25 protein-coding genes are annotated in these 24,800 nt (G+C 66.8%); 12 read left to right on the plus strand and 13 right to left on the minus strand.

Going from position 1 to position 24,800, the window contains the following annotated elements:
- Positions 1-50 precede the first annotated feature (50 nt).
- Positions 51-614, minus strand: a complete 564-nt coding sequence (locus tag AC1C2R_RS16840) for a YceI family protein (RefSeq protein WP_495380696.1) — start codon at positions 612-614, stop codon at positions 51-53.
- 103 nt (positions 615-717) lie between these two features.
- Positions 718-1,890, minus strand: coding sequence for a glycoside hydrolase family 3 N-terminal domain-containing protein (locus AC1C2R_RS16845; RefSeq protein WP_495380697.1), 1,173 nt, complete (start codon positions 1,888-1,890; stop codon positions 718-720).
- Positions 1,891-1,968: 78 nt separating this feature from the next.
- Here AC1C2R_RS16845 and AC1C2R_RS16850 point away from each other — a divergent pair, with 78 nt between their 5' ends.
- The 6 genes from AC1C2R_RS16850 to AC1C2R_RS16875 all read left to right on the plus strand — a co-directional run bounded on the left by AC1C2R_RS16850 (position 1,969) and on the right by AC1C2R_RS16875 (position 8,084).
- Positions 1,969-3,120, plus strand: a complete 1,152-nt coding sequence (locus AC1C2R_RS16850; RefSeq protein WP_495380698.1) for an aggregation-promoting factor C-terminal-like domain-containing protein — start codon at positions 1,969-1,971, stop codon at positions 3,118-3,120.
- A gap of 17 nt (positions 3,121-3,137) precedes the next feature.
- Complete coding sequence (locus tag AC1C2R_RS16855; protein ID WP_495380699.1) at positions 3,138-3,962, plus strand: oxygenase MpaB family protein; 825 nt, start codon at positions 3,138-3,140, stop codon at positions 3,960-3,962.
- A complete protein-coding gene (locus tag AC1C2R_RS16860) occupies positions 3,962-4,456 on the plus strand; it encodes an Lrp/AsnC family transcriptional regulator (RefSeq protein ID WP_495353941.1) in 495 nt (164 codons plus the stop codon). Before AC1C2R_RS16855 ends, AC1C2R_RS16860 begins: the two co-directional genes overlap by 1 nt.
- Before the next feature lie 108 nt (positions 4,457-4,564).
- On the plus strand, positions 4,565-5,698 hold the full coding sequence (gene pdhA / locus AC1C2R_RS16865; protein WP_495380700.1) for a pyruvate dehydrogenase (acetyl-transferring) E1 component subunit alpha: 1,134 nt from the start codon (positions 4,565-4,567) through the stop codon (positions 5,696-5,698).
- Positions 5,695-6,717: an alpha-ketoacid dehydrogenase subunit beta gene (locus AC1C2R_RS16870; RefSeq protein WP_495380701.1), complete on the plus strand. Its 1,023-nt coding sequence runs from the start codon at positions 5,695-5,697 to the stop codon at positions 6,715-6,717. The genes pdhA and AC1C2R_RS16870 overlap by 4 nt, the downstream gene beginning before the upstream one ends.
- The gene (locus AC1C2R_RS16875) at positions 6,714-8,084 is read left to right on the plus strand and encodes a dihydrolipoamide acetyltransferase family protein (protein WP_495380702.1); all 1,371 of its coding nucleotides are present in this window, start codon (positions 6,714-6,716) and stop codon (positions 8,082-8,084) included. The genes AC1C2R_RS16870 and AC1C2R_RS16875 overlap by 4 nt, the downstream gene beginning before the upstream one ends.
- A gap of 37 nt (positions 8,085-8,121) precedes the next feature.
- Here AC1C2R_RS16875 and AC1C2R_RS16880 read toward each other — a convergent pair whose 3' ends face one another.
- Positions 8,122-8,637: a hypothetical protein gene (locus tag AC1C2R_RS16880; protein WP_495380703.1), complete on the minus strand. Its 516-nt coding sequence runs from the start codon at positions 8,635-8,637 to the stop codon at positions 8,122-8,124.
- Between the two features lie 262 nt (positions 8,638-8,899).
- Between AC1C2R_RS16880 and AC1C2R_RS16885 the strand changes: the two genes are divergently transcribed.
- The 4 genes from AC1C2R_RS16885 to AC1C2R_RS16900 all read left to right on the plus strand — a co-directional run bounded on the left by AC1C2R_RS16885 (position 8,900) and on the right by AC1C2R_RS16900 (position 13,041).
- Positions 8,900-9,697, plus strand: a complete 798-nt coding sequence (locus AC1C2R_RS16885; RefSeq protein WP_495380704.1) for a metal-dependent hydrolase — start codon at positions 8,900-8,902, stop codon at positions 9,695-9,697.
- Between the two features lie 484 nt (positions 9,698-10,181).
- Positions 10,182-11,132, plus strand: a complete 951-nt coding sequence (locus tag AC1C2R_RS16890; protein WP_495353935.1) for an amino acid ABC transporter permease — start codon at positions 10,182-10,184, stop codon at positions 11,130-11,132.
- Positions 11,133-11,182: 50 nt separating this feature from the next.
- Positions 11,183-11,935 carry an amino acid ABC transporter ATP-binding protein gene (locus AC1C2R_RS16895; protein WP_495380705.1) on the plus strand — a complete coding sequence of 251 codons (753 nt, stop codon included), beginning with the start codon at positions 11,183-11,185 and terminating at the stop codon, positions 11,933-11,935.
- Between the two features lie 212 nt (positions 11,936-12,147).
- Complete coding sequence (locus AC1C2R_RS16900; RefSeq protein WP_495380706.1) at positions 12,148-13,041, plus strand: ABC transporter substrate-binding protein; 894 nt, start codon at positions 12,148-12,150, stop codon at positions 13,039-13,041.
- Between the two features lie 13 nt (positions 13,042-13,054).
- Here the strand turns inward: AC1C2R_RS16900 and AC1C2R_RS16905 are convergent, their stop codons facing one another.
- Positions 13,055-14,560, minus strand: a complete 1,506-nt coding sequence (locus AC1C2R_RS16905; RefSeq protein ID WP_495380707.1) for a PucR family transcriptional regulator — start codon at positions 14,558-14,560, stop codon at positions 13,055-13,057.
- A 264-nt stretch (positions 14,561-14,824) separates the two neighbouring features.
- On the opposite strand from AC1C2R_RS16905, the gene AC1C2R_RS16910 reads away from it, so the two are divergent.
- A complete protein-coding gene (locus AC1C2R_RS16910) occupies positions 14,825-16,030 on the plus strand; it encodes an alpha-hydroxy acid oxidase (protein WP_495353931.1) in 1,206 nt (401 codons plus the stop codon).
- Between the two features lie 66 nt (positions 16,031-16,096).
- Here AC1C2R_RS16910 and AC1C2R_RS16915 read toward each other — a convergent pair whose 3' ends face one another.
- Both AC1C2R_RS16915 and AC1C2R_RS16920 read right to left on the minus strand, forming a co-directional pair.
- Positions 16,097-16,663, minus strand: coding sequence for a hypothetical protein (locus tag AC1C2R_RS16915; protein WP_495380708.1), 567 nt, complete (start codon positions 16,661-16,663; stop codon positions 16,097-16,099).
- A gap of 32 nt (positions 16,664-16,695) precedes the next feature.
- Positions 16,696-17,841, minus strand: coding sequence for a zinc-dependent alcohol dehydrogenase (locus AC1C2R_RS16920; protein WP_495353929.1), 1,146 nt, complete (start codon positions 17,839-17,841; stop codon positions 16,696-16,698).
- A 469-nt stretch (positions 17,842-18,310) separates the two neighbouring features.
- Here AC1C2R_RS16920 and AC1C2R_RS16925 point away from each other — a divergent pair, with 469 nt between their 5' ends.
- Positions 18,311-18,622, plus strand: a complete 312-nt coding sequence (locus tag AC1C2R_RS16925) for a DUF7882 family protein (protein ID WP_495353928.1) — start codon at positions 18,311-18,313, stop codon at positions 18,620-18,622.
- A 125-nt stretch (positions 18,623-18,747) separates the two neighbouring features.
- Here the strand turns inward: AC1C2R_RS16925 and AC1C2R_RS16930 are convergent, their stop codons facing one another.
- The 7 genes from AC1C2R_RS16930 to AC1C2R_RS16960 form a co-directional block, all read right to left on the minus strand.
- Positions 18,748-19,227, minus strand: a complete 480-nt coding sequence (locus tag AC1C2R_RS16930) for a DUF4383 domain-containing protein (protein WP_495353927.1) — start codon at positions 19,225-19,227, stop codon at positions 18,748-18,750.
- 255 nt (positions 19,228-19,482) lie between these two features.
- Complete coding sequence (locus AC1C2R_RS16935) at positions 19,483-20,055, minus strand: DUF3618 domain-containing protein (protein WP_495380709.1); 573 nt, start codon at positions 20,053-20,055, stop codon at positions 19,483-19,485.
- Positions 20,052-20,483, minus strand: coding sequence for a phage holin family protein (locus AC1C2R_RS16940; RefSeq protein ID WP_495353925.1), 432 nt, complete (start codon positions 20,481-20,483; stop codon positions 20,052-20,054). The genes AC1C2R_RS16935 and AC1C2R_RS16940 overlap by 4 nt, the downstream gene beginning before the upstream one ends.
- Positions 20,480-21,205, minus strand: coding sequence for a hypothetical protein (locus tag AC1C2R_RS16945; RefSeq protein WP_495353924.1), 726 nt, complete (start codon positions 21,203-21,205; stop codon positions 20,480-20,482). Before AC1C2R_RS16945 ends, AC1C2R_RS16940 begins: the two co-directional genes overlap by 4 nt.
- 130 nt (positions 21,206-21,335) lie before the next feature.
- Complete coding sequence (locus AC1C2R_RS16950) at positions 21,336-22,346, minus strand: manganese catalase family protein (protein WP_495353923.1); 1,011 nt, start codon at positions 22,344-22,346, stop codon at positions 21,336-21,338.
- 188 nt (positions 22,347-22,534) lie between these two features.
- Complete coding sequence (locus AC1C2R_RS16955) at positions 22,535-22,984, minus strand: SRPBCC family protein (RefSeq protein WP_495380710.1); 450 nt, start codon at positions 22,982-22,984, stop codon at positions 22,535-22,537.
- Between the two features lie 141 nt (positions 22,985-23,125).
- Positions 23,126-24,103 carry a diacylglycerol/lipid kinase family protein gene (locus AC1C2R_RS16960; RefSeq protein ID WP_495353921.1) on the minus strand — a complete coding sequence of 326 codons (978 nt, stop codon included), beginning with the start codon at positions 24,101-24,103 and terminating at the stop codon, positions 23,126-23,128.
- Positions 24,104-24,800 lie beyond the last annotated feature (697 nt).

Consider the following 24,800-nt stretch of genomic DNA (forward strand, 5'->3'; position numbering starts at 1 on the left):
GGAAAGGGCGGTCGTACATGTGCACGACCGCCCTTCACCGAACACGACGACTACTGGTCGAGCGAGGCCTGCAGCTCGAGCGTGATCGTGACCTGGTCGCCGAGCAGCACGCCGCCGGTCTCGAGCGCCGCGTTGTACATGAGGCCGAAGCCTTCACGGTTGATCACGGTCTTCGCCGTCGCGCCGCCCTTGTAGTTGCCGTAAGGGTCGCCGCCGAAGCCGCCGAACTCGAAGTCGAAGGTGACGGGCTTCGTGATGCCGCGGATGGTGAGATCGCCGTCGACCTTGAAGTCGCCCTTCTCGACGCGCACGCCGGTCGAGACGAAGTCGATGGTCGGGTGGGTCTCGGCCTCGAAGAAGTCGCCGGTGCGCAGGTGCGCGTCGCGGGTCGGCTCGTTCGTGGTGACCGAGGCGACCTCTGCAGAGGCGGTGACGCTCGAGTCGAGCGGGTTCTCAGCGGTGACGAAGGTGGCGTCGAAGCGGTCGAACTTCCCCCTGACCTTGCTGATCATGATGTGGCGGATGCTGAAGCCGACCTCGCTGTGCGTGGTGTCGATCTTCCAGGTGCCGGCGCGGTATCCGGGGATCTCGATCGTCGAGGCAGTGGTCGTCATATTGGGAGTCTCCCGTGTTCGATGTCGTGGCGACCGTTCGGTCACCCCTATGCAAACGCATATAACGCCGAGAAATTCCCCCGCCGGAGAGAACAGCGCGGGTTCAGCTCGCGAACGAGCGGCGAAGCGTCAGGACTCGCTCGACCGCGTCGTTCAGCTGGGCCTCGCTGATCCGGCCGGCCTGCACGGCACCCACGATCGAGCCGACGAGTCCGTCGACCGAGATGCCGAATGTCGATGGGTCGGCGGGCAGCACGTAGAGCAGCAGGTCGGCGCCGGCGGCGACCGCGCGAACGGCGTTCTCCCCGGGGTCGGCGTACTCGGGGAGGCCGTTGTGCGCCAGCATCAGCATGTCGTCGGTGACCACGACGCCGTCGAACCCGAGTTCGTCGCGCAGGATGCGATGCCAGGCCGGCGAGAGCGATGCCGGCGCCGCGTCGACGGCCGGGTAGGCGAGATGACCCGTCATCACGAGTTCGGCCCCGGCGCCGACACCGCTCGCGAAGGGCAGCGCCGGCCCCGCGCGCCACTCCTCGAGACTGAGCGCCGCCGTCGGGATGCTCGAGTGCGAATCGCCGGGAGCTGCGCCGTGGCCCGGGAAGTGCTTGAGCGTGCTCGCAACCGCTCCGCGCTCGCCCGTCACAGCGGCCGCGACCCGTTCAGCCGAGCCGGCCGGGTCGGTGCCGAGCACGCGCTGGAAGATGAACGACGCGGGATCGGCGGTCACATCGGCGACGATGCCGAAGTTCACGTTCACCCCGCTCGCGGCGAGCGTCGCGGCTCGCGCTGCGAACGCGTCTCGCGCCGCAACGGGGGGTTCGGCTCGCAACGTGTCCGCGGCTGCCGCTGCATCCCACGGCAACCGCTGCACCTCTCCGCCCTCCTCGTCGATGCCGATGAGGAGCGGGGCCTCGGGGTCGATCTGCACGGCCGCGGTGAGCGCCGCAAGCTCGGCCGGCCCGGCCGGCACGTTGTCGCCCATGAGGATGAGCCCGGAGACTCCCGCGTCAGCGTAGGCGCGAAGCGGTGCGGGATCGGTGCCGGGCGCGTGCACCATGAGCAACGCCGCCGCTTTCTGCTCGATCGTGAGCTGCGACATCCGCTCATCGACCCACTCGGCAACGGGGTCAACAGGCACTGGAGTCGGCGTGTTCGTCGGTGTTGGCTCTGCAGTGCGGGTGGCCGCCTCGTCGGCAGCAGAACCGGCACAGGCCGTTGCCGACAACAGCACCGCCGCGAGCACGAACGGAAGACCCGCCGCTCGCTTGACTCGCATTCGGAAGAGTCTACGCTGCGTGTCCGAACGTCCGCCGAGCGGCGCCGTGGGTAGACTCACGGGCTCGGAGGGGGTGCTGTGCGGGGCAGATCGAGGTTCGCAGCGGGCGCGGCGGCGCTGATCGTCGCCGCCCTCGTGCTGCCGGCGGCCCCGGCGTTCGGCGAGGACTATCCGAGCTGGGAGGAAGTCGAGGCCGCGAAGCAGAATGTCGCCTCGCGTGAGACCGAGGCGACGCGCATCGCCGCCCTCGTCGATTCCCTCGAGGCCGAATCGGCTCGGCTCGGTGATGCCGCCGTCGAGGCTGCCGGGGCCGCCGCCACCGCCGCGGCCGCGCACGAGGAGGCCGAGGTTCGGGCGACCACCATCGCTGCGGCCTCCGGCGCCGCAGCCGCAGAGGCCGCAGTGTCGGGTGAGCGGCTCGGCCGGGTCGGCGCCGTGCTCGCCAGGTCGGGCGGTGCGGATGTCACGCTGCGCCTGCTCCTCGCCGACGACGGTTCGACCGAGCTGCTGCAGGGCCTCTCCCGCGCAGCGCAGCTCACCAACATCTACGGTGCCGTCGCCGATCGTGCGACCGAGACCAAGGCGCAATCGCAGGCACTGAGCGCTCAAGCAGACGTCGCTGAACAGGAGCGAGAGCGCCGTGCCATTGAGGCGGCTGAAGCAGCCGACGCCGCCGAGGCCGCACACGAGGCGGCCGAGACGGAACTCGCCGAGCAGCAGGTCATCGTCGGCACGCTCTACGCCCAGCTCGCAAGCCTTCGTGACCGCACCGTCGAACTCGAACGGCAATACCAGGCCGGTGAACAGATACGCAAGGACGCCGAAGAACGGCAGCAAGCCGCCGCTGCGGCTGCGGAGGCGGCCGCGAACGCGAACGCGAATGGCGGCGGCGTCGGCAGCGCCCCGCCGCCCGGCGTCGTCGTCGACACCGCCGGTGCGAAGGCCTACGCGGCCGGCGCCGTTGCGCGATACGGCTGGGGCAGCGACCAGTACCAATGCCTGGTGCTGCTCTGGACGCGCGAATCGAGTTGGCGGGCCGACGCCTACAACGCCTCGAGCGACGCCTACGGCATTCCCCAGTCGCTGCCCGGTAGCAAGATGGCCAGTGCCGGCGCAGATTGGCGCACGAACGCCGCGACGCAGATCGAATGGGGCCTCTCCTACATCGCCGGCCGCTACGGCGCCCCCTGCGGAGCCTGGGCGCACTCGGAGGCGAACAACTGGTACTAGCGGTACAACTGGTACTCATGCGCGAAGATGACGATCGATCGGTGTTCCGTCGCCACGGAGCCGAAGGCGTGCTGCTGCTCGGTGGCGGCGCGGCGATCCTGCTGCAACTGGCCGACCCGCGGGTCGCCCGCGGGGTCGCACGGCACAGTGCGTTCCGCGAACGCCCGCTGGATCGGCTGATCGGCACGCTCGACTACGTCTACGCCGTCGGCTTCGGCGACGATGCGGTCGCAGCTGCGGCAGTGCGCACGGTCAACCGACGTCACGCACCCGTGCGGGGCCGTGCAGACGGGGATGGCCCCGCCTACAGCGCGTTCGATGCCGACGCGCAGCGCTTCGTCGCCTCGACACTGCTCGTGGTGGCGCTCGACCTGCACGAACGACTGTGGGGAGCGCTGCCGCCCGAGACCGGCGACGCGATCGTGCAGGGTTACGCACCGCTCGGTGCCAGCCTCCAGTCGGTCGGTGAAGGTTGGCCGGCGAGCCGCGCCGAGTTCGACGAGTGGTGGGCCGATCGGGTCGCCGCGCTCACCGTCGGCACTGAGGCCCGCACGGTTGCGCGGAGCCTGCTCACCGAGACATCCGCTCTGCCCTTCGGAGCCGGCATCCTGCTGCCGGTCGTGCGTCTCATGACCGCGGCGCTCCTGCCGCCTTCGGTGCGCGCGGCATACGGGTTCCGCTGGACGCCTCGCGTCGAACGCGTCGCGAACGGATGGCTCGACACGATCGGCACGCTCTGGCCGCTGCTCCCCCGCGCGATCAGGCATGCACCGATGCGCACCTCGCTCCGACGCGCGGAGCGCCGCAGCCGGTACGCTGGCCATGAGCCACGAGGACGATGATGACCCAGCAGACACCGCACCGGAACGACGGGCTCGACAGCATCGACCGTCGCATCGTCGCCGAGCTGAGCCGCGACGGACGACTCTCGGTGCGCACGCTCGCCGAACGGGTGCACATCTCGCGCACCGCAGCCCACAATCGGGTGCAGCAATTGCAGCAGCGCGGCGTCATCACCGGCTTCGGCGCGCAGATCGATCGCAAGGCCATCGGCCTGAACATCTCAGCTCTCGTCGTCGTGCGCATCGGCGAAGTCTCGTGGGAGTCGATCGCCGCGAAGCTCGCGACCCTGCCCTTCGTCGAGAAGGTGCAGGCCGTCTCGGGTGACATCGACATCATCCTCACGGTGAGCGCCCCCGACCACGAGCAGTTGAGTCAGGCCATCCTCCGCGACATCCATGACATGCCGGGTGTGGTATCGACGAGATCGCACCTGATCCTCGCCGAGCTTGAGGGGCATCCGCCCGCTCAAACGCTGGACATCTGGCGCGCCTGAGCCTCCGCTGAACGGACGATCGGTCACGCTTTCGAGCGCGCGGAGCCGTTCGTTCACGGTTGCACGAGAGCCCCTCCGCGGGGCGCGAGAGTGTCGCACGATGAGGACATGACCCTCAATGTCGAGCACGCTTCCGTTCGCACCCTGCCTTCTGAAAAGCCACTGCGACTGCTCGACAACGCCGGCCATGCAGTGTCGGGCGCTGCGACCGGTGGCTTCGGTCTCCCCGACGCCGAGACGCTGCTGGGGCTCTACCGCAAGATGGTCATCGCCCGCCGCTTCGACGTGCAGGTCACCGCGCTCACCAAGCAGGGTCGCCTCGCGACGTATCCCTCGGCTTACGGTCAAGAAGCGTGTGAAATCGGCGCCGTCTCGGCGATCGCGGCAGACGATTGGCTCTTCCCGACCTACCGCGACAGCATCGCGCTGCTCACGCGTGGCATCGAGCCGGGCGACATCCTCGCCTCGTTCCGCGGCGACTGGCACAACGGCTACGACCAGCACGCGCACCGCACCGCCGCGCAGGCGACTCCCCTCGCGACGCAGACGCTGCACGCGGTGGGCCTCTCGCACGCGGCGAGGCTCCGCCACGATCCGATCGTCGCCCTCACCTTCCTCGGCGACGGCGCCACGAGCGAGGGTGACGCGCACGAGGCCTTCAACTTCGCCGCGGTCTGGCAGACACCGACCGTCTTCGTCGTGCAGAACAACCAGTTCGCGATCAGCGTGCCCCTCGAGCGTCAGACCCGCGCCGCCACACTCGCCGACAAGGCCGTCGGGTACGGCATGCCGGGGTATCACGTCGACGGCAACGACATCGCCGCCATGTACGCGGTGACCCGCGCGGCGGTCGAACGCGCGCGGAGCGGCGGCGGTCCGACCCTCATCGAAGGCGTCACCTACCGCATCGAAGCGCACACGAACTCCGACGACCCCACTCGCTACCGCACCGCCCGCGACGTCGAGCACTGGAAGCGCCGCGACCCCATCGAACGCCTCGAGAAGTACCTCGTCTCAGAGGGAGCGCTGACCGAGGCGACGCGCACCGAGATCGCGGATGCCGCGGAGGAGCTCGCCGCTCGCACCCGAGATGTCATGACGACCGAGGCCGAGCTCGACCCTCTCGAGCTCTTCGATCACGTGTACGGGCGGCAGCGCGCCGCGCTCCTCGAGCAGCGCGCCGCCCTCGAGGCCGAGATCTCCGCCGGTGCGTTCGCCCCGCACGCGGGAGCCGCGCGATGACCGCTACCGTGACGAACACCATGCCCGCCGAGGCATCCGCCCCGACGCAGCTCACGATGGCCGGTGCGCTGAACGCCGCCTTGCGCGACGCGATGGCGGCCGACGACCGGGTCGTCGTCTACGGCGAAGACGTCGGCCCGCTCGGCGGCGTGTTCCGGGTCACCGACGGCTTGCAGTCCGAGTTCGGCGACGACCGCATCTGGGACTCGCCGCTCGCCGAGTCCGGCATCGTCGGCACCGCGATCGGCATGGCGATGTACGGCATGCGACCCGTGGTCGAGATGCAGTTCGATGCGTTCAGCTACCCCGCGTTCGAGCAGATGGTCTCGCACGTCGCGAAGATGCGGAACCGCACGAAAGGTCGCGTCACGCTGCCGATGGTCGTGCGCATCCCGTGCGCCGGCGCGATCGGCGGCGTCGAGCACCACTCCGACTCCTCGGAGTCGTACTGGGCGTCGACCCCGGGCCTCACCGTCGTGATGCCGTCGAACCCCGCCGACGCGTACTCGATGCTGCGTGAGGCGATCGACAGCGACGACCCCATCGTCTTCATGGAGCCGAAGAGCCGCTACTGGTCGAAGGCACCCCTCGCCCTGCCTGTGACGACCGCGCCCATGGATCGCGCCGAGGTCGTGCGCGAAGGCACCGACGTCACCCTCATCGGCTACGGACCCACCGTGCGCACCGCGCTCGAGGCCGCCGAGGCAGCGGCCGAAGAGGGCCTCTCGATCGAGGTCGTCGACCTGCGCAGCCTCTCCCCATTCGACGATGCCACCGTCGGCGCTTCCGTGCGCAAGACCTCGCGAGCGGCCGTCATCCACGAGGCTGCACAGTTCGGCGGCTACGGCGCCGAGGTCGCCGCCCGCATCACCGAACGCAACTTCCACCACCTCGCAGCACCGGTGCTGCGCGTCGCGGGATTCGACATTCCCTACCCTTCACCGAAACTCGAGGAGTACCACCTGCCGACTGCCGACCGCGTGCTCGCGGCCCTCGACAGCTGGGAGTGGGACGCATGACCCGCGACTTCATCCTGCCCGACCTCGGCGAGGGCCTCACCGAGGCCGAGATCGTCGCATGGCTCGTCGCGCCAGGCGATGAGGTGACGATCGACCAGGTCGTCGTCGAACTCGAGTCTGCGAAGTCCGTCGTGCAATTGCCGACACCGTTCGCCGGCGTCGTCGAGTCGCTCGGCGGCGAGGTCGGCGAAGTGCTGCACGCGGGCACCGTGCTGATGACGCTCGGTGGCGCGACTTCGCCGGCGGATGCCGCGGAGCCGGCCGAACCCGGCATCGTGACGAGCGAGACCGCGCTCGCCGAGGAGTCCGGCGCCGTATTGATCGGCTACGGCACGCGGCAATCGACCGTCACGAAGCGCGCCGCGTCGGCGCCCACGCGCTTCGGTCGTCGCAGCAGCGGATCGACGGGGCCGCGTTCGGGCGGAGCCGCCCGACTCGACGCCGCACGCCGCTCCCCCGTGGTCTCACCGATCGTGCGCCGCCTCGCCCGTGAGCACGGCTTCGACGCCAGCCAGCTTCTCGGGTCGGGACCGGAGCACCTGGTGATGCGGCGCGATGTTGAGTCGTTCATCGCCGAGCAAGGCGGACCGGCGGTCGAGCCGACAGCTGCGGCATCCATTGCCCCGGCGGTCGAAGCACCTCGGCCTGCGGGCGCGACGACCGACCGCGACCGCGACGGGGACCGCCGCGTGCCGCTCGACCGCATGGCGCGCGCCGCAGCCGCCCACTTCTCGCGCTCGCGCCGGGAGATCCCCGAAGCGACCGTCTGGCTCGACGTCGACGCGACCGGACTCCTCACCGCCCGCCGCCAACTGCAGGAGGCGACTGGTGAGCGGTTCGGCATCACGGCGCTCATCGCGCGTTTCGTCGTCGCGGGCCTCGCCAGGCATCCGTCGCTGAATGCGAGCTTCGATACCGAGCGTGAAGAACTCGTCTTCCACTCGGCCGTGAACCTGGGGCTCGCCGCGCAGACCCCGCGCGGTCTCCTGGTTCCGGTCGTGCACGGCGCCGAGCGGATGTCGCTGCGCGCGTTGCGCGATGGGATCGTCGCCCGCACCGAGGAGGCTGCGACGGGGGTCTTCCCGCCATCGGCCCTCACCGGCGGCACGTTCACGCTGAACAACTACGGCACCCTGGGTGTCGACGGTTCGGCCGCGATCATCAACCACCCTGAGGCGGCGATGCTCGGCGTCGGCCGGTTCATTGAACGCCCATGGGTCGTCGACGGTCAGCTCGCCGTGCGCACCGTGACGGAGTTGACGATCTCATTCGACCACCGCGTGTGCGATGGCGCGGAGGCGGCCGGCTTCCTGACCTTCGTGGCGGGGTGCATCGAACGCCCTGTCGCAGTTCTCGCGGAGCTCTAAGACCCGAGCAGGTCTCCCAGCGCTGAACAGCTCCCGATCAGAAGAATTCGTCGGGCGTGCCTGCGGCGCGCTCGACGTCGCGCGTCTCCTGCCCGGCGGCGGTCAGCTTGGCGACGGCGACGCGCAGGCCCGACTCCATCTGAGCGGCCCACGCGTCCGACTCACGGGCGCTCACCTCGGCTGCGCGTGCACGGGCATCGGCCGACTCGGCCGCATCTCGAGCGTCTTTCACCTGGCGCAGCGCAAGGGAGATGCCGTAGTACGCGACGACCATCGTGGCGATCGGAGCGGCGATGATCGCGAGGGCACTGATCGCGGGCCCCGTCGGGCTGAAGGCGATGAGCAGCGCGAACGCCAGGAAGAGCACCAAGATCGCTGCCAGCACGACGAGCATGAACCGGAGGTCGCTGCTCCACTTGCGTCGCTCGACCGAGTCCACGGGCGCCTCAGCTGCAGCGGGCTGCACCCCGTCGTCGGGCGCCGGCGCGAAGTTCGGGGCCCCGTGAACGCCGGCCTGCTCATCGATGGTCGGACGAGTGTGCGCGTCTGACATCAGTTCTCCGCTCCCCTGCATTCGGTCAACCCCCCAATTGTGGGTCGCGAGGTGCGACGGGTCAAGGCGCCGCGCGGCGCTGACCTCGCGCAATCGTGTCACCCGTGCACGATACGGTCGAACGGTTCGGGCCCAGCCATTCGAGTGACGGTGTTGGCGTTCTCCGGGCGTCGACCGCCGCACTTCCAGTACGCAGTCGGAATTCACACGACTCACCGAAGCGGATGTCGCACGCCCGCAGAAGAAGGAGCACGCCACCGAGATGATGGGCGTCAACCATGCCACGAGCGGCGCCGCCGCCTGGATCGCCGCGACCGGAGCCATGCCGTACTTGACGAGCGGCGCGTACCCGCTCGATCCGGTCGGCGTCGTCGCCGGATCCTTCGTCTGCGCCGGCGCGGCGCTGCTGCCGGATGCCGATCACCACAGCGCGACCATCGCGCAGTCGGTGCCGATTCTCGGCCGGCTCGCCGCGGGCGCCGTCGGATCGATCTCAGGCGGTCATCGCCACGGTGCGCATTCGCTGATCGCAGCGGCGATCGTCGGCATCGGCGCATGGGCACTGACCTTCCTGACACTCACGACCGAGCGATTCGGCACTTTCTCCGTCGGCACCGTGATGGGCGCCGCAGCGCTCATGTGCTTCGCCGTCAAGGCGCGCGGCCTGGTCGGATCGTGGCTGACGGCGTGGGCCCTCGGGGCGGCGTTCGGAATGCTCCTCGTGCTGTTGGCTCCGAGCAGCATCGGCTGGTTCCCGCTCGCCGTCGTGGTGGGGTTCGTCGCCCACCTCGCCGGAGACCTCCTCACCACCGGTGGTCTGCCCGGGCTTCTCTGGCCGATCAAGCCGAAGCCACCCAAGCTGCTGCGAAAGGCGCCGGTCATCAGCAGCATCTGGCGCCCGAACGGCTACATCGCGCTGCCCGTGCTCGGCGACACGGGATCGCCGCGAGAGATGGCGTTCGGATCGATGCTCGCCCTGTACGTGTTCATCGGGGTGGCGCACGAAGCGCTCCTCTGGTGCGGCATCGACCTCCTCGCTCTGCTGTACGCGGCATCGTGAGGTGCCTGGGCATTTCGTCGGCATATCGAGATCCGCTTACGCGCCCGGCAACACCGGGCCGCCATCCTCGCGCCGTCGTGGCCGTTGTGGGAGTCCGTGGGCACGGTCGGCGGGGTGAGCCAGGTCTTGGAGGTTCGTCCAGTACGTCCTGGCCGTCGGGAGTACCGACGTCACCGACCCCGTCGTCAACACCGCCGGAGGTCTGGCCGGCATCGGCCTGCTCACATTGGCACGCCCCAGGTTCCAGGTGGGCACCAACGGAAGGGGTGAGCTCCCCCGGATTTGTTTGAGGATCCAAGGTCATTCGGCGCGCTCTGTACGGATGCCCATAGAGTGCGGATGCGAACGCTCCTAGGCTCGACGAGGCTCCCTCTCGCCCGACTGCCGACAAAGGACGTTCAATGCGTGCTCGATTCTCGATCCCTGCGCTTGCCGCAACCGCCCCTCACGCCGTCACCGGCTGTCCGGCCATCTCGGTTTCGCCATGAGTGCACCTGCCATCAAAGCGGTTCGGCTGCGGCATCCGTGGCGCACGGTATTCGCCATCGCACTGCTCGCCATCCTTGCCCTGTTCCTCATCGACGCTGCCGGACGCACGGCCTACGACTGGCCGACCGTCGCGCAGTATCTCTTCGATCGGCGCATCTCGCAGGCGGCGTTCGTCACCGTCCAGCTGACCGTGTACTCGATGGCGCTCGGCATCGTCATCGGACTCGTCGTCGCCGTCATGTTCCTCTCACCCAACCCCGTGGTCAAAGGTGTCGCGTGGGCGTATCTGTGGATCTTCCGAGGCACACCGGTCTATGTTCAGCTGGTGTTCTGGGGGCTGTTCGCCGTTATCTACCAGACCATCGACATCGGTATCCCGTTCACGGAACCGTGGGCGCAGTTCAGCACCCAAGCACTGTTCAGCGCGTTCTTTCTCGCCGTCATCGGCCTCGGCCTGAACGAAGGCGCGTACATGGCAGAGATCGTGCGAGCCGGCATCCTCTCCGTCGACAAGGGCCAAGCGGAGGCTGCGACCGCGCTCGGCATGAGTTGGGGGCAGACGATGCGCAAGATCGTCATCCCGCAGGCGATGCGCGTCATCATTCCGCCAACCGGCAACAGCGTCATCGGCATGCTCAAGACCACCTCGCTCGTGACAGCGGTGCCGTTCACGCTCGACCTCTATACCCGCACCCGAGACATATCGGCCGAGACGTTCAACCCGATCCCGCTGCTGCTCGTCGCATCGATCTGGTACCTGTTCTTCACGTCGATCCTCATGATCGGCCAGCACTTCCTCGAGAAGCGCTTCGCCCGCGGGGTCGGCGAGATACGACCGGATCGCGGCGGTGGAGCGGGACCGACGGGGGTCATTCCCGTCGTCGATGTCGTGCCGACCGCCGCCGCGGTGACCACGGCCTCAAGAGATTCGGGCACGCACTCATGACAGAGACACCCGTACTCGCGGTAGCCCCGGTGGGGGCATCCGAATCGCCGATGGTTCTGGCGGAACACGTCTCGAAGAGCTTCGGCTCGAACGAGGTCCTCACAGACATTTCGCTGACGGTGAGTCGCGGCGAGGTCATGTGCCTGGTTGGGCCGTCCGGCTCTGGCAAGTCCACCTTTCTGCGTTGCATCAACCACCTCGAGGTCGTCTCGGCTGGTCGATTGAGTGTCGACGGTGAGCTGATCGGCTACCGAGAGGGCAGCGGAAAGCTCTACGAGCTGGCACCGAAGGCTGCCGCCAGGCAACGTCGCGACATCGGCATGGTGTTTCAGCGATTCAACCTCTTTCCGCACATGACCGCGCTCGAGAACGTCACGGTGGCACCGCGAACGGTCAAGGGGCGCGCCAAGGCGAACGCCGAGGTGCACGCCCACGAGTTGTTGGATCGAGTTGGGCTCGCGGAGCGAGCCGGCTATTACCCGGCGCATCTTTCCGGTGGCCAGCAGCAACGCGTCGCAATTGCTCGAGCCCTCGCGATGGAACCGAAGCTGATGCTCTTCGATGAGCCGACAAGTGCGCTCGACCCCGAGTTGGTCGGTGAGGTGCTCGAGGTCATGAAGGGGCTCGCGCGTGACGGCATGACGATGATCGTGGTCACCCACGAGATGGGCTTTGCGCGAGAGGTCGCGGATTCGCTCGTCTTCATGGATAGAGGAGTGGTGGTCGAATCCGGCGACCCGACACAAGTGCTCACGAACCCGCAGCGCCAACGTACCAAGGACTTTCTCGCCAAGGTCCTCTGACCGCACGTGCATCGAACGGGCTCCAGCAAAGCACCTTGGCAATTCTTCACAAGCCTGCGCTTCTGCGCTCGGACAAAGGTCCATAGAGCGGCGGCGACAGGATGCCTAGGCTCAACCGTGTTGCACCCCCGCTCACCTGCTTCGCCGATGAATCAGTGACAACTGGCATCGGCTGAAGTCCACAGCAGCCGTAACCAAAGATGAGGACCCCAATGCGCACCAGACTCGCTCTTCCCGCACTCGCCGCTGCCGCAGCCTTGCTGCTCACCGGTTGTGTCGACAACTCCGCAGCAGACCCCAAGGCCGACGACTCCGAGACCACCGATGCGACGGTCAACGCCGACGCGGTGGCTCTGCTTCCGAAAGACGTTGCCGAGTCGGGCAAACTCGTGATTGCGACGAGCCCCAACTATCCGCCGAACGAATTCAAGGACGAGTCCGGAACCCCCATCGGCTGGAGCATCGAGCTCACGGAGGCGCTCGCTGCCACCCTCGGGCTCGAGCCTTCCATCACGGTCTCTCGCTTCGAGAGCATCATTCCCGGCATTGTCGGCGGCCAGATCAACCTGGGCAATTCATCCTTCACCGACAACCCCGAGCGTGAAAAGCAGGTCGACTTCGTCAACTACTTCACGGCCGGGGTTCAGTGGGGTTCTCGCACAGGTGAAGACGTCGACCCGGCGGATGCCTGTGGCCTCAAAGTCGCTGTTCAGGCCACGACCTTCCAAGACACCGACGAGGTTCCCGACAAGAGCGCAGCGTGCGTCGCGGCAGGCAAGGCTCCGATCGAGAAGCTGCCATTCGACACTCAGGATGCCGCGGTCAATGCCGTCGTGCTCGGCCAGGCCGATGCCTTCAGCGCCGATTCGCCAGTCTCCCTGTACGCCATCTCGAAGCTGGAAGGCAAACTACAGCTGGCGGGCGAAACCTTCGATGTGGCGCCGTATGGCTTTGCGGTGAAGAAGGATTCCGGCATGGCCGAGGCGGTTCAGGCCGCGCTCCAGGGAATGGTTGACGACGGCTCGTACGCCGCCATCCTCGACGACTGGGGCGTTGCGTCCGGTGGCCTCGACGAAATCACGATCAACGCCGCAACGGCCGGATAGCGCGAACCGTCGGCTACAGCTGATTCGCGCTCAGCTGTAGCCACACCAACAGCCTCGTCTCGGGCGAGCTGAGGTTGACGCCGAACAGCGGTTCCACGCGCGACAGCCGATATCGCACCGTGTTCGAATGCAGACCGAGCTTCGCCGCCGTTTCGATCGCGTTCGAATTGCAGTCAAGAAACGTGCGAATGGTCGCCTCGTACGCGGTATGGCGGCGCGCATCGTGCTCGGCGATGCGCGCCGCAAAGTCGCCGGGCAGCTGACCGGACTCCCTCAGCGCCGTCACAATGTGGCGCAGCTGAAGGCGAGCGCCGAACGATTGCGAGTCGGCGACGATCTCGTCTGAATCGGCGCTTATGCGCCCGTCGTCGACATCCTGCAACAACATCGCGAGCACTGACTCTGCGTCGATGCGCGACTCAACAGCGCCGATGATCGCCTTCTGGCTGCCCATTCCCGCCAGAACCGAGCGGCCAATGGCGCGACGAGCGTGGTGAGCGATGCGCAGCACTGCAGCACGCTGAAAGAGCAAGGACGAGGTGGGGCCGTGCGGCAACACCACATAGATGATGTTGTCGGCAACGCCGCAGATGGCGCCGGGCAGCCATACCGCGCAAGCGGTGCGCACAGTGTCGAAGAGCTGCATGCTCGAGCGCACGGTCTCGAGGGCGCTGCCAGAGGCCCCGCTCACCGAAATCGCCACTACCTGCACCTCATCCGAGGCAATGCCGAGCTGAAGGGCTGCGAGCTCAGCCCGGTCGCGTTCGAAGAGCAGGGGGTTCACGAGCTCGATCGTGCGCGTCCGCTCGGCATCGTGATGCGTGCGCCGGTGCAAGAGATGCAACGCGGCCACATTCGCCGCCTCGAGCAAGACACGATTGGTGTCCTCGTCGGCCGCATCGGCCGCGTCGATCAGCCAAAGTGAACCGAGAACGACATCGCCCGCGCGAATCGCGACGGCAACACGCGTCAAAGAGTTCTCTTCTGGTGCAACGCTCACCACCCGTTGCGCGGCGTGCACGCGACGGTAGTCCTGGTCGTTCTGGGCTGAGTGCGGAACGTGCAGGCGAAGAATGGATGCCCGTCTGGTGTCGTCAATCGGCTGCTCCGGCAGCGTGGAATAGGCAAGCACCGTCTGGTCCGGATCGGAGATCGCGACCGCACCACCGGCCAGCGAGGCGACGACGTTCGCGAGCTCGAAGAGATCGCCCGGCCGAATATCTACAAGCGAATGGCTCGATTCTCCTTGCGGAACAATGGCGGCGCGAAAGAACTCGGCGAGCTGATCCCACGGAATATCCTCTGAGGCCCTGAACGCGGCGACGCCGGTGGCCCGAGCGGATTCGCGAAGTGTGGCATCCGCACCGCCGTATGACTTGTAGACGACCGCCGCGTAGCCGGCATCCGCGAGCCGCTCGAAATGCGCCCTGAGCTCCGCCGCGACTGGCGTCATGCCGATGAGCAGCGCGAGCGCGCCGGGAAATCGTTTGGATGGTGCGCCGAAATCGCGGATCGTCACTCCCGTGACGCGGGGCGGCTCTTCGGCCGGCGATTCAACCAGCGCCGCGACTTCAGAGCCGACGGCCCTGGCGACCTCAACGACGTTCGGGAGGCCCTCAGGGAGCAAACCTTGGTATCTCATAACAGTCTCGCACTCCCTACTTCGTCATGGCATCCATAGTTTGCGGCCAGATCAGATTCTAGGCTGACGGACGGCGCGTGAGTATCGCGTTGTGAGTGGCAGAAGAGGTGTTCCGTGAGACCAAGCGATGTACGGCAGCTAGTGCAGCTCAAGATGCCGGTGCTCAGGCGCCAGGACCGCGTCGTGAGGGACTGCTTCAGCGTGGCCGAATATCGTTCAGCAGCGAAGCGGATGCTGCCTGCCGGTATCTTCGACTACCTCGAGGGTGGCGCAGAAGACGAAGCGACGATACGCCACAACCGGGAGGTCTTCGACCGTTGGGGTCTCGTTCCTTCGTGGGGGCCCGTTGTCGATCTCGACACCTCGACACCGATTCTGGGGCGTGTTTCAGCGCTGCCGCTCACGCTGACACCGACGGGCGCCACCAGACTGTTCCAACGCGAGGGTGAGTCCGCCGTGGCGCGAGCCGCGACCACCGCCGGTATCCCGTACGGACTCGCTGGGTTGAGCACGGTGTCGATGGAGCAGATAGAGCGCGAACAGCCGGACCTCGACCGATGGTTCAACATCAGCCTGTCCCCCGACAAGGGCGCGATGCAGGACAAACTCGATCGCTGTGCGGCCGCCGGATACCGGGCGATCGTGGTCACCCTCGACACCCGAGCACTCGGCTCACGCGAGCGTGATCTCCGCAATGGATTCACGGCGCCGCCCTCTCTCACCGTCGCCTCGATGTACGGAATCGCCACCCGCCCAATTTGGTGGATGAACTTCTTGCGTGCTGAAGGCATCCGCTTCCCCAACCTCGATGACTCCGCCTCGCTCGCCACACCGTCGATGTGGGACCAGATCCTTGGACACTCCGAGGCGAGTCAAGGATGGGATGACGTTGCAGCCCTGCGTGAGGCGTGGTCGGGCAAGATCGTACTCAAGGGCATGGTGAATCCGGCAGACGTGGTCAGGGCGGAGAGCGTTGGCATCGATGCGGTGCAACTGAGCAACCACGGCGGGCGACAGCTCGACCACATGGTGAGCCCGATGGACGTCATTCAAGAGACGCGGCAGCGGGTTGGCGACTCAATCGAGATCTACGTCGACTCGGGAATCAGGCGCGGCAGCGACATGGTGAAGGCCATCGCGCTCGGCGCCGACGCCTGTTCCATCGGCCGCCCGTATCTCTACGGGCTGGCCGCGGCAGGCACCGCCGGGGTGCTTGGCGTCATCGCCATCCTCGCAGAAGAGCTGCGCAGAACGATGACGCTTGTTGGCGTCTCGTCGATCGCGCAACTCAAGGAGCGCGGCCCAGACATCGTGCGCGAGCTGCGTGCGCCAGCTGGTCGGCGTTAACGGGGCGTAACGGCCATCGCGTCGGGAGGACCCCACCCTATGGATCTCCCGGTCTACTACTACCGGTTACCGAGGCCGCAGTGCCCTTCGCACACCTCGCACGAGAACTACCGCGGTGAGGACCCAGGGGCCGGCGATGAGGATCGGGTCCAACCAGGTGTGCTTCAGGTCCACCCTTCCGCGCCCGAACCGCGATGCGAGCGGCCGTCGGCCGCGTTCACCGAGCACACCCGTCTGAGTGATGGGGTTGTCCGGCCGCGCAGACGCGAAGGACTTCAGATGTGCGGTTGTGGCATCGACCCGGTCGGCGAGGATGAGCAGGAGCCAATGCGCAGACTGTCCTTCGCTGTACGCCTCGTACGCTCGTCGACGAATTGCGCCCGCGAGTCCCTTCAATCGCTGTGCGGTACCGAAGACAGGCGTGAGACGCAGGTGCTCCACCGATTTTTCGCGCCGACCGGAATCGGCTTGTTGCTCGGGCAGATCCCAGTGAGCGCCTGTGTGGATTCCCGGCTGTTCGCGCGGGAATGCGGGACGCTCAGAAGGGTCGAGGTCCGCGCCCCAGCCGGGAATGCGTGCGCGGAGCTCCTCGGCGGTGGGCGTGGTTCCTGGCTTTTCAGACGTGTACGGCATGATGTTCCTTCGAGGTGATGGAAGTTCGCCGCTCAGGGTGTCGGCGTGATGACCGTCTTGATGCAGTCGTCGAGCTTCGACGAGAACATGTGGTACCCCTCGGCGATCTCATCCAGAGGGATGCGGTGGGTGATCATTTCGCTCGGCGAGATGACCCCGTTGCGGATGTGCTCCCACAGGCGTGGCCATTGTCGTTTCACGGGGGCCTGATTCGTGCGAACCGTGAGGCCCTTGTTCACGGCATCACCCCACTTGATCGCGCTGAACAGCGGGCCGTAGGCCCCCATCACCGAAACGGTTCCGCCCTTACGGACCGCGTCGATCGCCCAGTTGAGCGCCACCGGCGAGCCGCCCTGCAGCTTCAGCTTGGCTGAAGTCACGTGCTGCAGCACGTGGCCGTCCGCCTCGGCGCCGACCGCATCGATCACGACATCCGCGCCCAGGCCGTATGTCAGGTACTTCAGCTCGCGCACGATATCGTTCACCTGCCCGAAGTTCACCGTCTCTGCGAATGCGAAGGTCTTCGCCTTCTCCAGCCGGTAGTCGAGGTAGTCGACGACGATCACGCGACCGGCGCCCATGAGCCAGCATGAACGCGCCGCCGCAAGACCGACGGGTCCAGCGCCGAACACCACAGCCGTATCGCCCGCCACGATGTCGGCGAGCTGCGCACCGAAGTATCCCGTGGAGAACGCATCGGTCAGCATCAGGGCGTCCTCGTCCCCGATGTCAGCAGGAATGACCGAAGGGCCGACGTCCGCGTACGGGACCCGGACCAGCTCGGCCTGGCCGCCGTCGTACCCTCCGGCGGTGTGGGAGTACCCGTAGATGCCGCCGACCGCAGTGGCGTTGGCGTTGACGTTGTGGCAGTTGGAGAACAACCCGCGTGCGCAGAAGAAGCACGATCCGCAGTAGATGTTGAACGGAACCATGACTCGGTCGCCGACCTGGACGTTCTGCACCGACGAGCCGACCTGCTCGATCGTGCCCACGAACTCATGGCCGAAGGTATGCCCGACCCGAGTGTCGGGCATCATGCCGTGATACAGATGAAGATCTGATCCGCAGATCGCCGCCAGCTCGACCCGCACGATCGCATCGTTGGGATGCTCCAATCTCGGATCCGCCTTCTCTTCGACACGGATCTTGTACGGTCCTCGATAGACCATGGCTTTCATATCGCACCTCCCGGCTTGCAAGCATCACCCCGCGAGCGGATGAGTTGCAGGGGGTTGCGCCGATGGCCGAGGCATGCGAGCACGGGCGTCGGAAGCAGCGGCCTCGCTCTGCATATCGAAGCAGGGGCCAGCCCGCGGACATCGAGCTGGCATCGACCCGCTTCGGCATGTCGTCGCGATTCATCCTCTCGATGCACCGCTCACCGTCACGCGTACGCTTCGGCACCCTCTTCCCGTACCGTCTCCACGTGGCCCCATACCGATCGGAGCCCGCACCGTCTCAGCCGACCCGCTTCCCACCGGCGGCAGCGACCTGGACGTTCCGTGCCATCTGTCCTTGAGCACGCCACGGCCGCGTGTCTATCATCGGCGTTAAGTATTGGTTCCGTCGTGGATCTCTGCTTGAGAGTTCGTCGCGCACGCGGTTGCCGCTTGATCCAGGCACCACCGGTGTGGGAAGGGGGCACCGATGGGTCTCTTCATTTACAACAACAAGCTCGAGGTCGAAATGGACGATCGGACCCTCGCCCACTTGCAGGTCGTGATCATCGACAAATTCCGCCGCAAAGAGAAGTTCGCACTGTCTTTGGTGGCGAACGCCCGGGCAGTGACGATGTGGATGACGCCACAATCACGACTGCAGTTCGTGTACTCGGAGAGCCGGCGACCGGCGCTGAATCGTGCGTGGCTCGACGCACTCTCGGACCTGGTCGGCATGACCGGGATGCTCGGTTTGGTTCATGAGCCGGCCGAACAGGTCCCAACTGGCGAGAGCGAGTGAATCCGCACCAGCTGATGAGCGAACGGACGTTCAATCGCCACGCGCCAGTTTCTGACGCTCCGTGCGATGTCGGAATGGGCGGACTGCGTGCGGCTCGCCCGCAGAATCGGTGAGCTACGCGCCTTCTAACTGGCTGTGCCGGCGGTGCGGTCGCCCCGGTCGCGGCGGCCGAGGACGACGCCGAGCACGATCATCGCCACCGCGAGGAAGGCGTGCAGCCAGTTGTCAGCGGAGTTCAACGGGACGAAGTTCGCGGGGTGATCGCCCGAGAGGAAGAGCCCGTATACGAGCAGCAGCGCGTACACCGCTCCGCCCCAGATCAGGTAGTTCTTCGAGAACGCGAAGCTCGCCGCGGCGGCGAGCCCGACGATGCCGTAGAGCAGATGCACCAGATTGTGCAAGATCGACACTTGGAACACGCCGAGCAGCAGGGCCTGCGATTCGTGGCCGGCGAACTGAATGGTCTCCAGGTCCGCTGTAAGGCCGGGGATGAATCCCGCGATGCCGACGACCACGAAGATGATGCCGAATACCAGGGCGACCTTCTGGACGGGCGTTTCGGCGTAGCTTGTGCGATCCGCCGTCGGACGAACGGTGCTGTGCATGACAACCTCCTCATCGATTCGGCACTCGCGCCTTGCCGAGGCCGCGGAACCCTTGGGTTCCTCGCGACATGATCGAACGGCCGCTCGAGGACAGGCAAGGGGGTTGACGCGCGCGTATTCGAGTCGGCCGACTCGGAAAACGTCTCGCCGGAAGGACTGAGAACTCGGGGCCGGGGCGGCGAGCCGCGCGGCGGCCGTTGAGGCCCGTCACGCCCGGGCGTCCGGTGGCGTTGACACCGTGGCATGTACGGTCAGTCACCCGTGACCAGCCCCGGCGTCGCCGCCCGCGGCCTCGGCCCGCACCCCTTCGACGGCCTCCGCGCCCTCGGCCTTGACGGTTTCGACGGCGTCGGCGGCGCGATCCTTGACGGCCTCCGCCGCATCCTTCGCTGGCTCCTGCAGGTGCTGGGCGGAATCCTGCGCTGCAGCCTTCATCTCGTCGACGAGCGGCTCGGCAGCGTCCTTCGCCCTCTCGGCGACGCGTTCCTCGAGCTTCGATGCGGGAATGAGCGACGCCGCGAGGAGGCCCGCGCCGAACGCGATCAAACCGACCGCCACGGGGTTGCCCTGAGTCGTCGAGGCCACCCTGTGCGGGGCATCGGCCACTCCCGAGCCTGCGTCCGACAACGCGTCCTGCGTTCCGTGGGTGGCATCGGATGCCGCGCCCATCACTCGATCCTTCAGCGCGCTGAACGCGTGCTTCACTTTACGCCCTTGCCGCTCGGCGATCTTGCCGGGGCTCACCTTGTCGGCGAGGGCGTCGACATCCTGGCCGAGTTCAGCCCTCGTGCGTTCGATGTCCTCGCGGATCACATCTGGATTGCTCATCGGTTCTCCTCATTTCGCTTCAGTGCATCGGGAATCTCCTTGATCGTCTCCACGGTCTCGGGCATGCCGGAGATCGATTCGATCTCGCGCTTGCCGACGAGGGCGAGGACAAGGGCGACGACGCCCCAGAGAGCGGCGACGATCACCGCCGACCACGCGTTGCCCATCAGGTAGCCGAGCGCCCACCACAGGGCGACGGACAGGAACGCGAGTGCGAGGAAGCCGGCAACACCGGCGCCGCCGAACATGCCCGCGCCCTTGCCCGCCTTCGCTGCGGACTCCTTCAGCTCGGCCTTGGCGAGGTCGACCTCCCGGCGCATGAGCGTGGAGATGTCGCGGGATACCTCGGACAGCAGCTCCCCGACAGAGCTCGCGTCGGCTTGTCGCTCGGACGGCGTGCGGGTCTCGTGGAATCCTGGATCGCTCACCGCAGATCACCGACCTCGGTCGGGAACTCGGAGTCGGCTCCGAAGGTGCCGGTGGCGCGGTTGGCGCCGGTGCCGGCTCCGACACGCGTCGTGCTGGGCGCGACGGTCTCGCGAAGGGGCGGAGCAGGCGGCGCATCGAATGCCATCGTCGGGGTCGAGTCCGTCGATCGTGAGGGCCCGTCGGACGAGTCGTTGCCGGATGACGAGGCGAGCGCCCTGGCCAGGCGACCGACCACGAGTCCCGCGCCGATGGCGATCGCGATGAAGACGCCGGGGCGCCGTCTGGCGAACTGCTTCACGTCCTCGACGACGGTGCCAGGGTCGCGGGTGCCGAGCCAGGTCGCGACAGAGTCGATCCGATCGCCAGCAGCGCGCACGAGCTGCGGCGCGTAGCCGTCGTCGTCCGATTTCTCGGCCATCTTGGAGAATGACGATCCGGTCGCGTGCAGAGCGTCGGCGACACGGGTTTGCTGCGTGGCGGCCTGCTCGCGCAGTTCGTCGCCCACTTGCCCCGCAAGCTTCTTCGCCTGGTGGCCGGCCTCCGATGCGACCGATCGCGCCTCGTCCTTGGCCGTGTCGACGACCTGGTGGGTGGCTTCGCCTGCATCTGTGGCGAGGGACGACAGCGTGCCGTCGCTCTCCGCCTCGACACCGACTCGCGATGACTCCGTGGTGGTCGCAGACGAGGAGCCGGCGGTATGCGGAGTACTCGGCTTGCTCATGGTGATGCTCCTTCTCTCGTTGGTGGATGGCCAACGCTAGGTCGGCGATCCTCGGCGAAACAGGCCCTTCCCATTTCACGGATCGCGGCGTATAACGCGCGAGCCGGTCTCGGAAGGCCGCGCGCCTGCATCACTTCTTCGACGGACTCTGGTTCTTCGGTCGAGATTTGGTTCGGGATGCCGCAGCGGAACCCACGGGTCCGAACAGCGGATCAGCGGCCTCGGCCATCTCCATCTCTGCGGTCGCCTGCACGAGCGCGAGGAGATCGGGATCGAGGCCGGGCGCGTACTCCTCGAACCGCTCAGGAGCGATCGTGGACGGCACACCCTCGGGCGCCTGCTCGCGTGCATCGAGCTCGGTGCCGTCGTTCGAGGGCGACATGCCCCGGAAGATGCGGCCGGCCTCCGACTGCCCCGCGAGGTCGAAGGTGAACTGCTTGCTCTGCAGGTTGAGGTCGAGCAGGCGCTTGACCTCGGGGAATTGCTCGGCGTTCGTCTTCGGAATGGGCAGCAGGGTGTTCCACTTCACGCCGAGCGATTCGAGCGCCTTCGCATAAGCGTTCTCATGGGCCTGATCGCGCACGATCAGGTACGAGATGGTGGAGCGCGCGGTGGCGTTGTCCGTCATCTCGTAGATGCGGCACTTCTGCAGCCGGCCGGTGGACTCGAGCATGAGGTTGTAGAGCAGGTCGAGTGGCAGATTGCCCGAGTTGTAGACGTAGCTGCCGAGCCACGGGTTGCCCGCTGCATCGACCGGCAAAGCGCCCTGCGCTCCGACCAGATAGTGGTGGATATTGCCCTCGTCGAGCGCGATCTTCAGCGGGGTCGCGCCGCCTGCCCCGGGCTCGTCAACCGGGTCGGTGGGCTTGCCCTGGTACCGCGGCGATCCGTCGAGCAGCCGAGAGATCGTGGTGCCGATGAGTTCGACGTGGCTGATCTCCTCGGTGCCGATGCCCTGGATGAGATCCCGGTACGGCTTGCCGTCCGGACCCCGGAAGTTCATCGCCTGGAACAGGTACTGCATCATCGTGCGCATCTCGCCGAACTGTCCGCCGAGGCCCTCCTGCAGCGCATTCGCTGCACCCGGATCCGGCTCGTCGGGAACGATCTCGTTGATCAGTCGTTGCACGTGGAAAAACATTTCTACCCCCTGAATTGCTCCGTCGTCGTCGCGGAGGAGGCAAGGCTACGTCGGCGATCGTCGACGGGAGTAGGGGCTTGACAGCCCGTGCCGCATCCGTGTCAAGCCCATTCTTCGCGGGCGGTCGACGTGGCTACTCGCCGCCTTCGCGGCACAGTATGAGGAGGGCAGGGCAGCGACCGGCGGCTTCAGGATTTCCCGTTCTGCAGCCGGCCCTCGGCCACGAAGGCGAGGCGCTGGAGCGTCTCGCGGTTGCGCACGTGGAGCATCGGGTCGATGAGCACTCGCGGCACCCAGGTTCCAGGACCTTCGACCGGCTCCTCCTGGATGCGGACGAGACACCCGCTCCCGTGTCGGCGCACGTCGATCGTGACCCGCGCCTCACCGATCGGCCAGCCCTTGGCGCGCATGACCGCCCGGTGGGGCGGGTTCCATTCGAGGCTCACCGTCTCGTCATCGATGAGGATCGGCCAGACGCCGACGGAGTGGGCGAGGCTGCTGCCCTCGTTCGGCCACGCGGCATCGACGTCGCGCATGCGCGAGGCGCCGACCACCCACGTGGGGTAGAGCCACCCGTCGGCCAGCACGTCGAAGACCGCCGACGGCGTACAGCCCATCGATCGGACGTTTCGCGACATGTCGCTCCCTCCCGGCCGACACGCGGCGACCTCACCTCGACGCTAACGGGCAGGACACGAGGCCTCGCGGGGTTGACAGCGCGGAACTCGACAAGCACGACGCGGCCGGATGGAGCCTCCTCGATCTCTGGATCGGGAGGATCAGGCGTCCCTCGGCATCCGCACGACAAGACTCGACGGGTCGACCCAGGTCTTGAATGAGCGCGCCTCGCCGAACGAGTCGCCATCGAGCTGAATCTGTTCCGGTCGGCTGAGTGACACCACGAGCTCCGTGCCCTTCAGGTAGTCGAGCGCGCGCACTTCCTTCGTGAGACCCATCAGGCGACGACCGGCCGATGTGCGGCGCAGGACCCCGTTCTCCCAGAAGATCTTGGTCATGATCTGCACCCAGCCGAAGAACCCCTCGGGGCGCAGCATGACGATCTCCAGTTGACCGTCGTCGAGGGCGGCGTCGGGTAGCAGCAGGATGTTGGCCGGCAGTGAACCGCAATTGCCGATGATGATCGTGTGGGCACGAACACGGTGATTGCCGCCGGCGTCGAGCTTGTAGCGCAGCCGCAGTTGGTCTTTGTCTTGGAGAGCCAGCCCGATCGCCTTGACGTAGGCCAGCCACCCTGCCTTCTCTTTCAGATCATCATCCGTGTTCGCGAGCATCTTCGCGTCGAGGCCGAGCCCGGCCATGACGAGGTAGGCGTGGCGACGTGTCTTCCCGTCGTCCCCGCGGATCTCAATGAGCGCCATATCGATCGGTCGGTCGGTGCCTGTCAGGGCGGTTCGCAGCGAATGCTCCGGATCGTCGAGAGTCAGGTCCAGGTTTCGGGCGAGGAGGTTGCCGGTTCCTGTCGGGAGCAGGGCGAGTGGAACGCCTGAACCGCGCATCGATTCCGCCACGACGCGTACGGTGCCGTCGCCTCCGGCCGCGATGACGACGTCGACACCGCCCTCCAGTGCTCTCGCCGTCTGACCAGTTCCGGGATCTTCCACGGATGTCTCGAGCCACAGGCTCGGCTCCCAGCCGCCGTCCGCTTCGAGCGCTTCCAACACCGGCCGCATCGAGTCGGCGTCGAATTTTACCGGGTTGTAGATGAGGGCTGCACGGCGATTCGGGGTGGTCTGCATCTTCAGTTCCTCCTAGACCGCGGTTCCGTCGGCCGCGAGCCATCCGAAGAATGCGGAGCCGAACTCGATGCCGGGGAACTTCTCCCGCTCCCGCTCAAGAACATCCTCTCAGAGGGTGCTGCGCTCTTCCAGTGGTACAGACGGCGGCTGGGTTCGGAACTCGGGCGGGGGTCTGCTGCGAGTCCGTCTTCGGTTTCGAGTTTCGTAATGCGGATCGAATCCGGCAGGTGCGCGATCTAAATCCGCGGGCGCGCGTCTCGGCGTTGAAATTCGGCCCCTGGTGCCTCTGCCCTGGGGCCTTTGCACCGTGCGAGGCGATATGTCAACCCGGAGACGAGTAGCGAGCGACAGACGTACGTTTGCCCATGCACCTCTTGAAGGTCAGCGATCCTCGAGCATCAACAAGAAGGACCAGAACATGACTACGGGCGCCTCAGACCAGCACAAGGATTCACGCGATCTCGACCAAGCTGACGACCCCGCACCCGACACCAGCGGAGAGGACACGGCCCCCGCAGTGATCGAACGTGACGTGCACGGGGAACCGGAGAACCCGTCAGGCTGATGTACCCGCCACGCGGGACGGGTCGAGCGAAGCAGAGCCGATCGGAGTAGGCAGCATTCGCCCCGAAGTCCTCCGCGGGACCCGGGCCACGACGCTCGGAAGCGAGCGGCACGCGAGCTTGTCAACCCCGAG

The sequence above is a fragment of the Agromyces sp. Y182 genome, assembly GCF_059445385.1.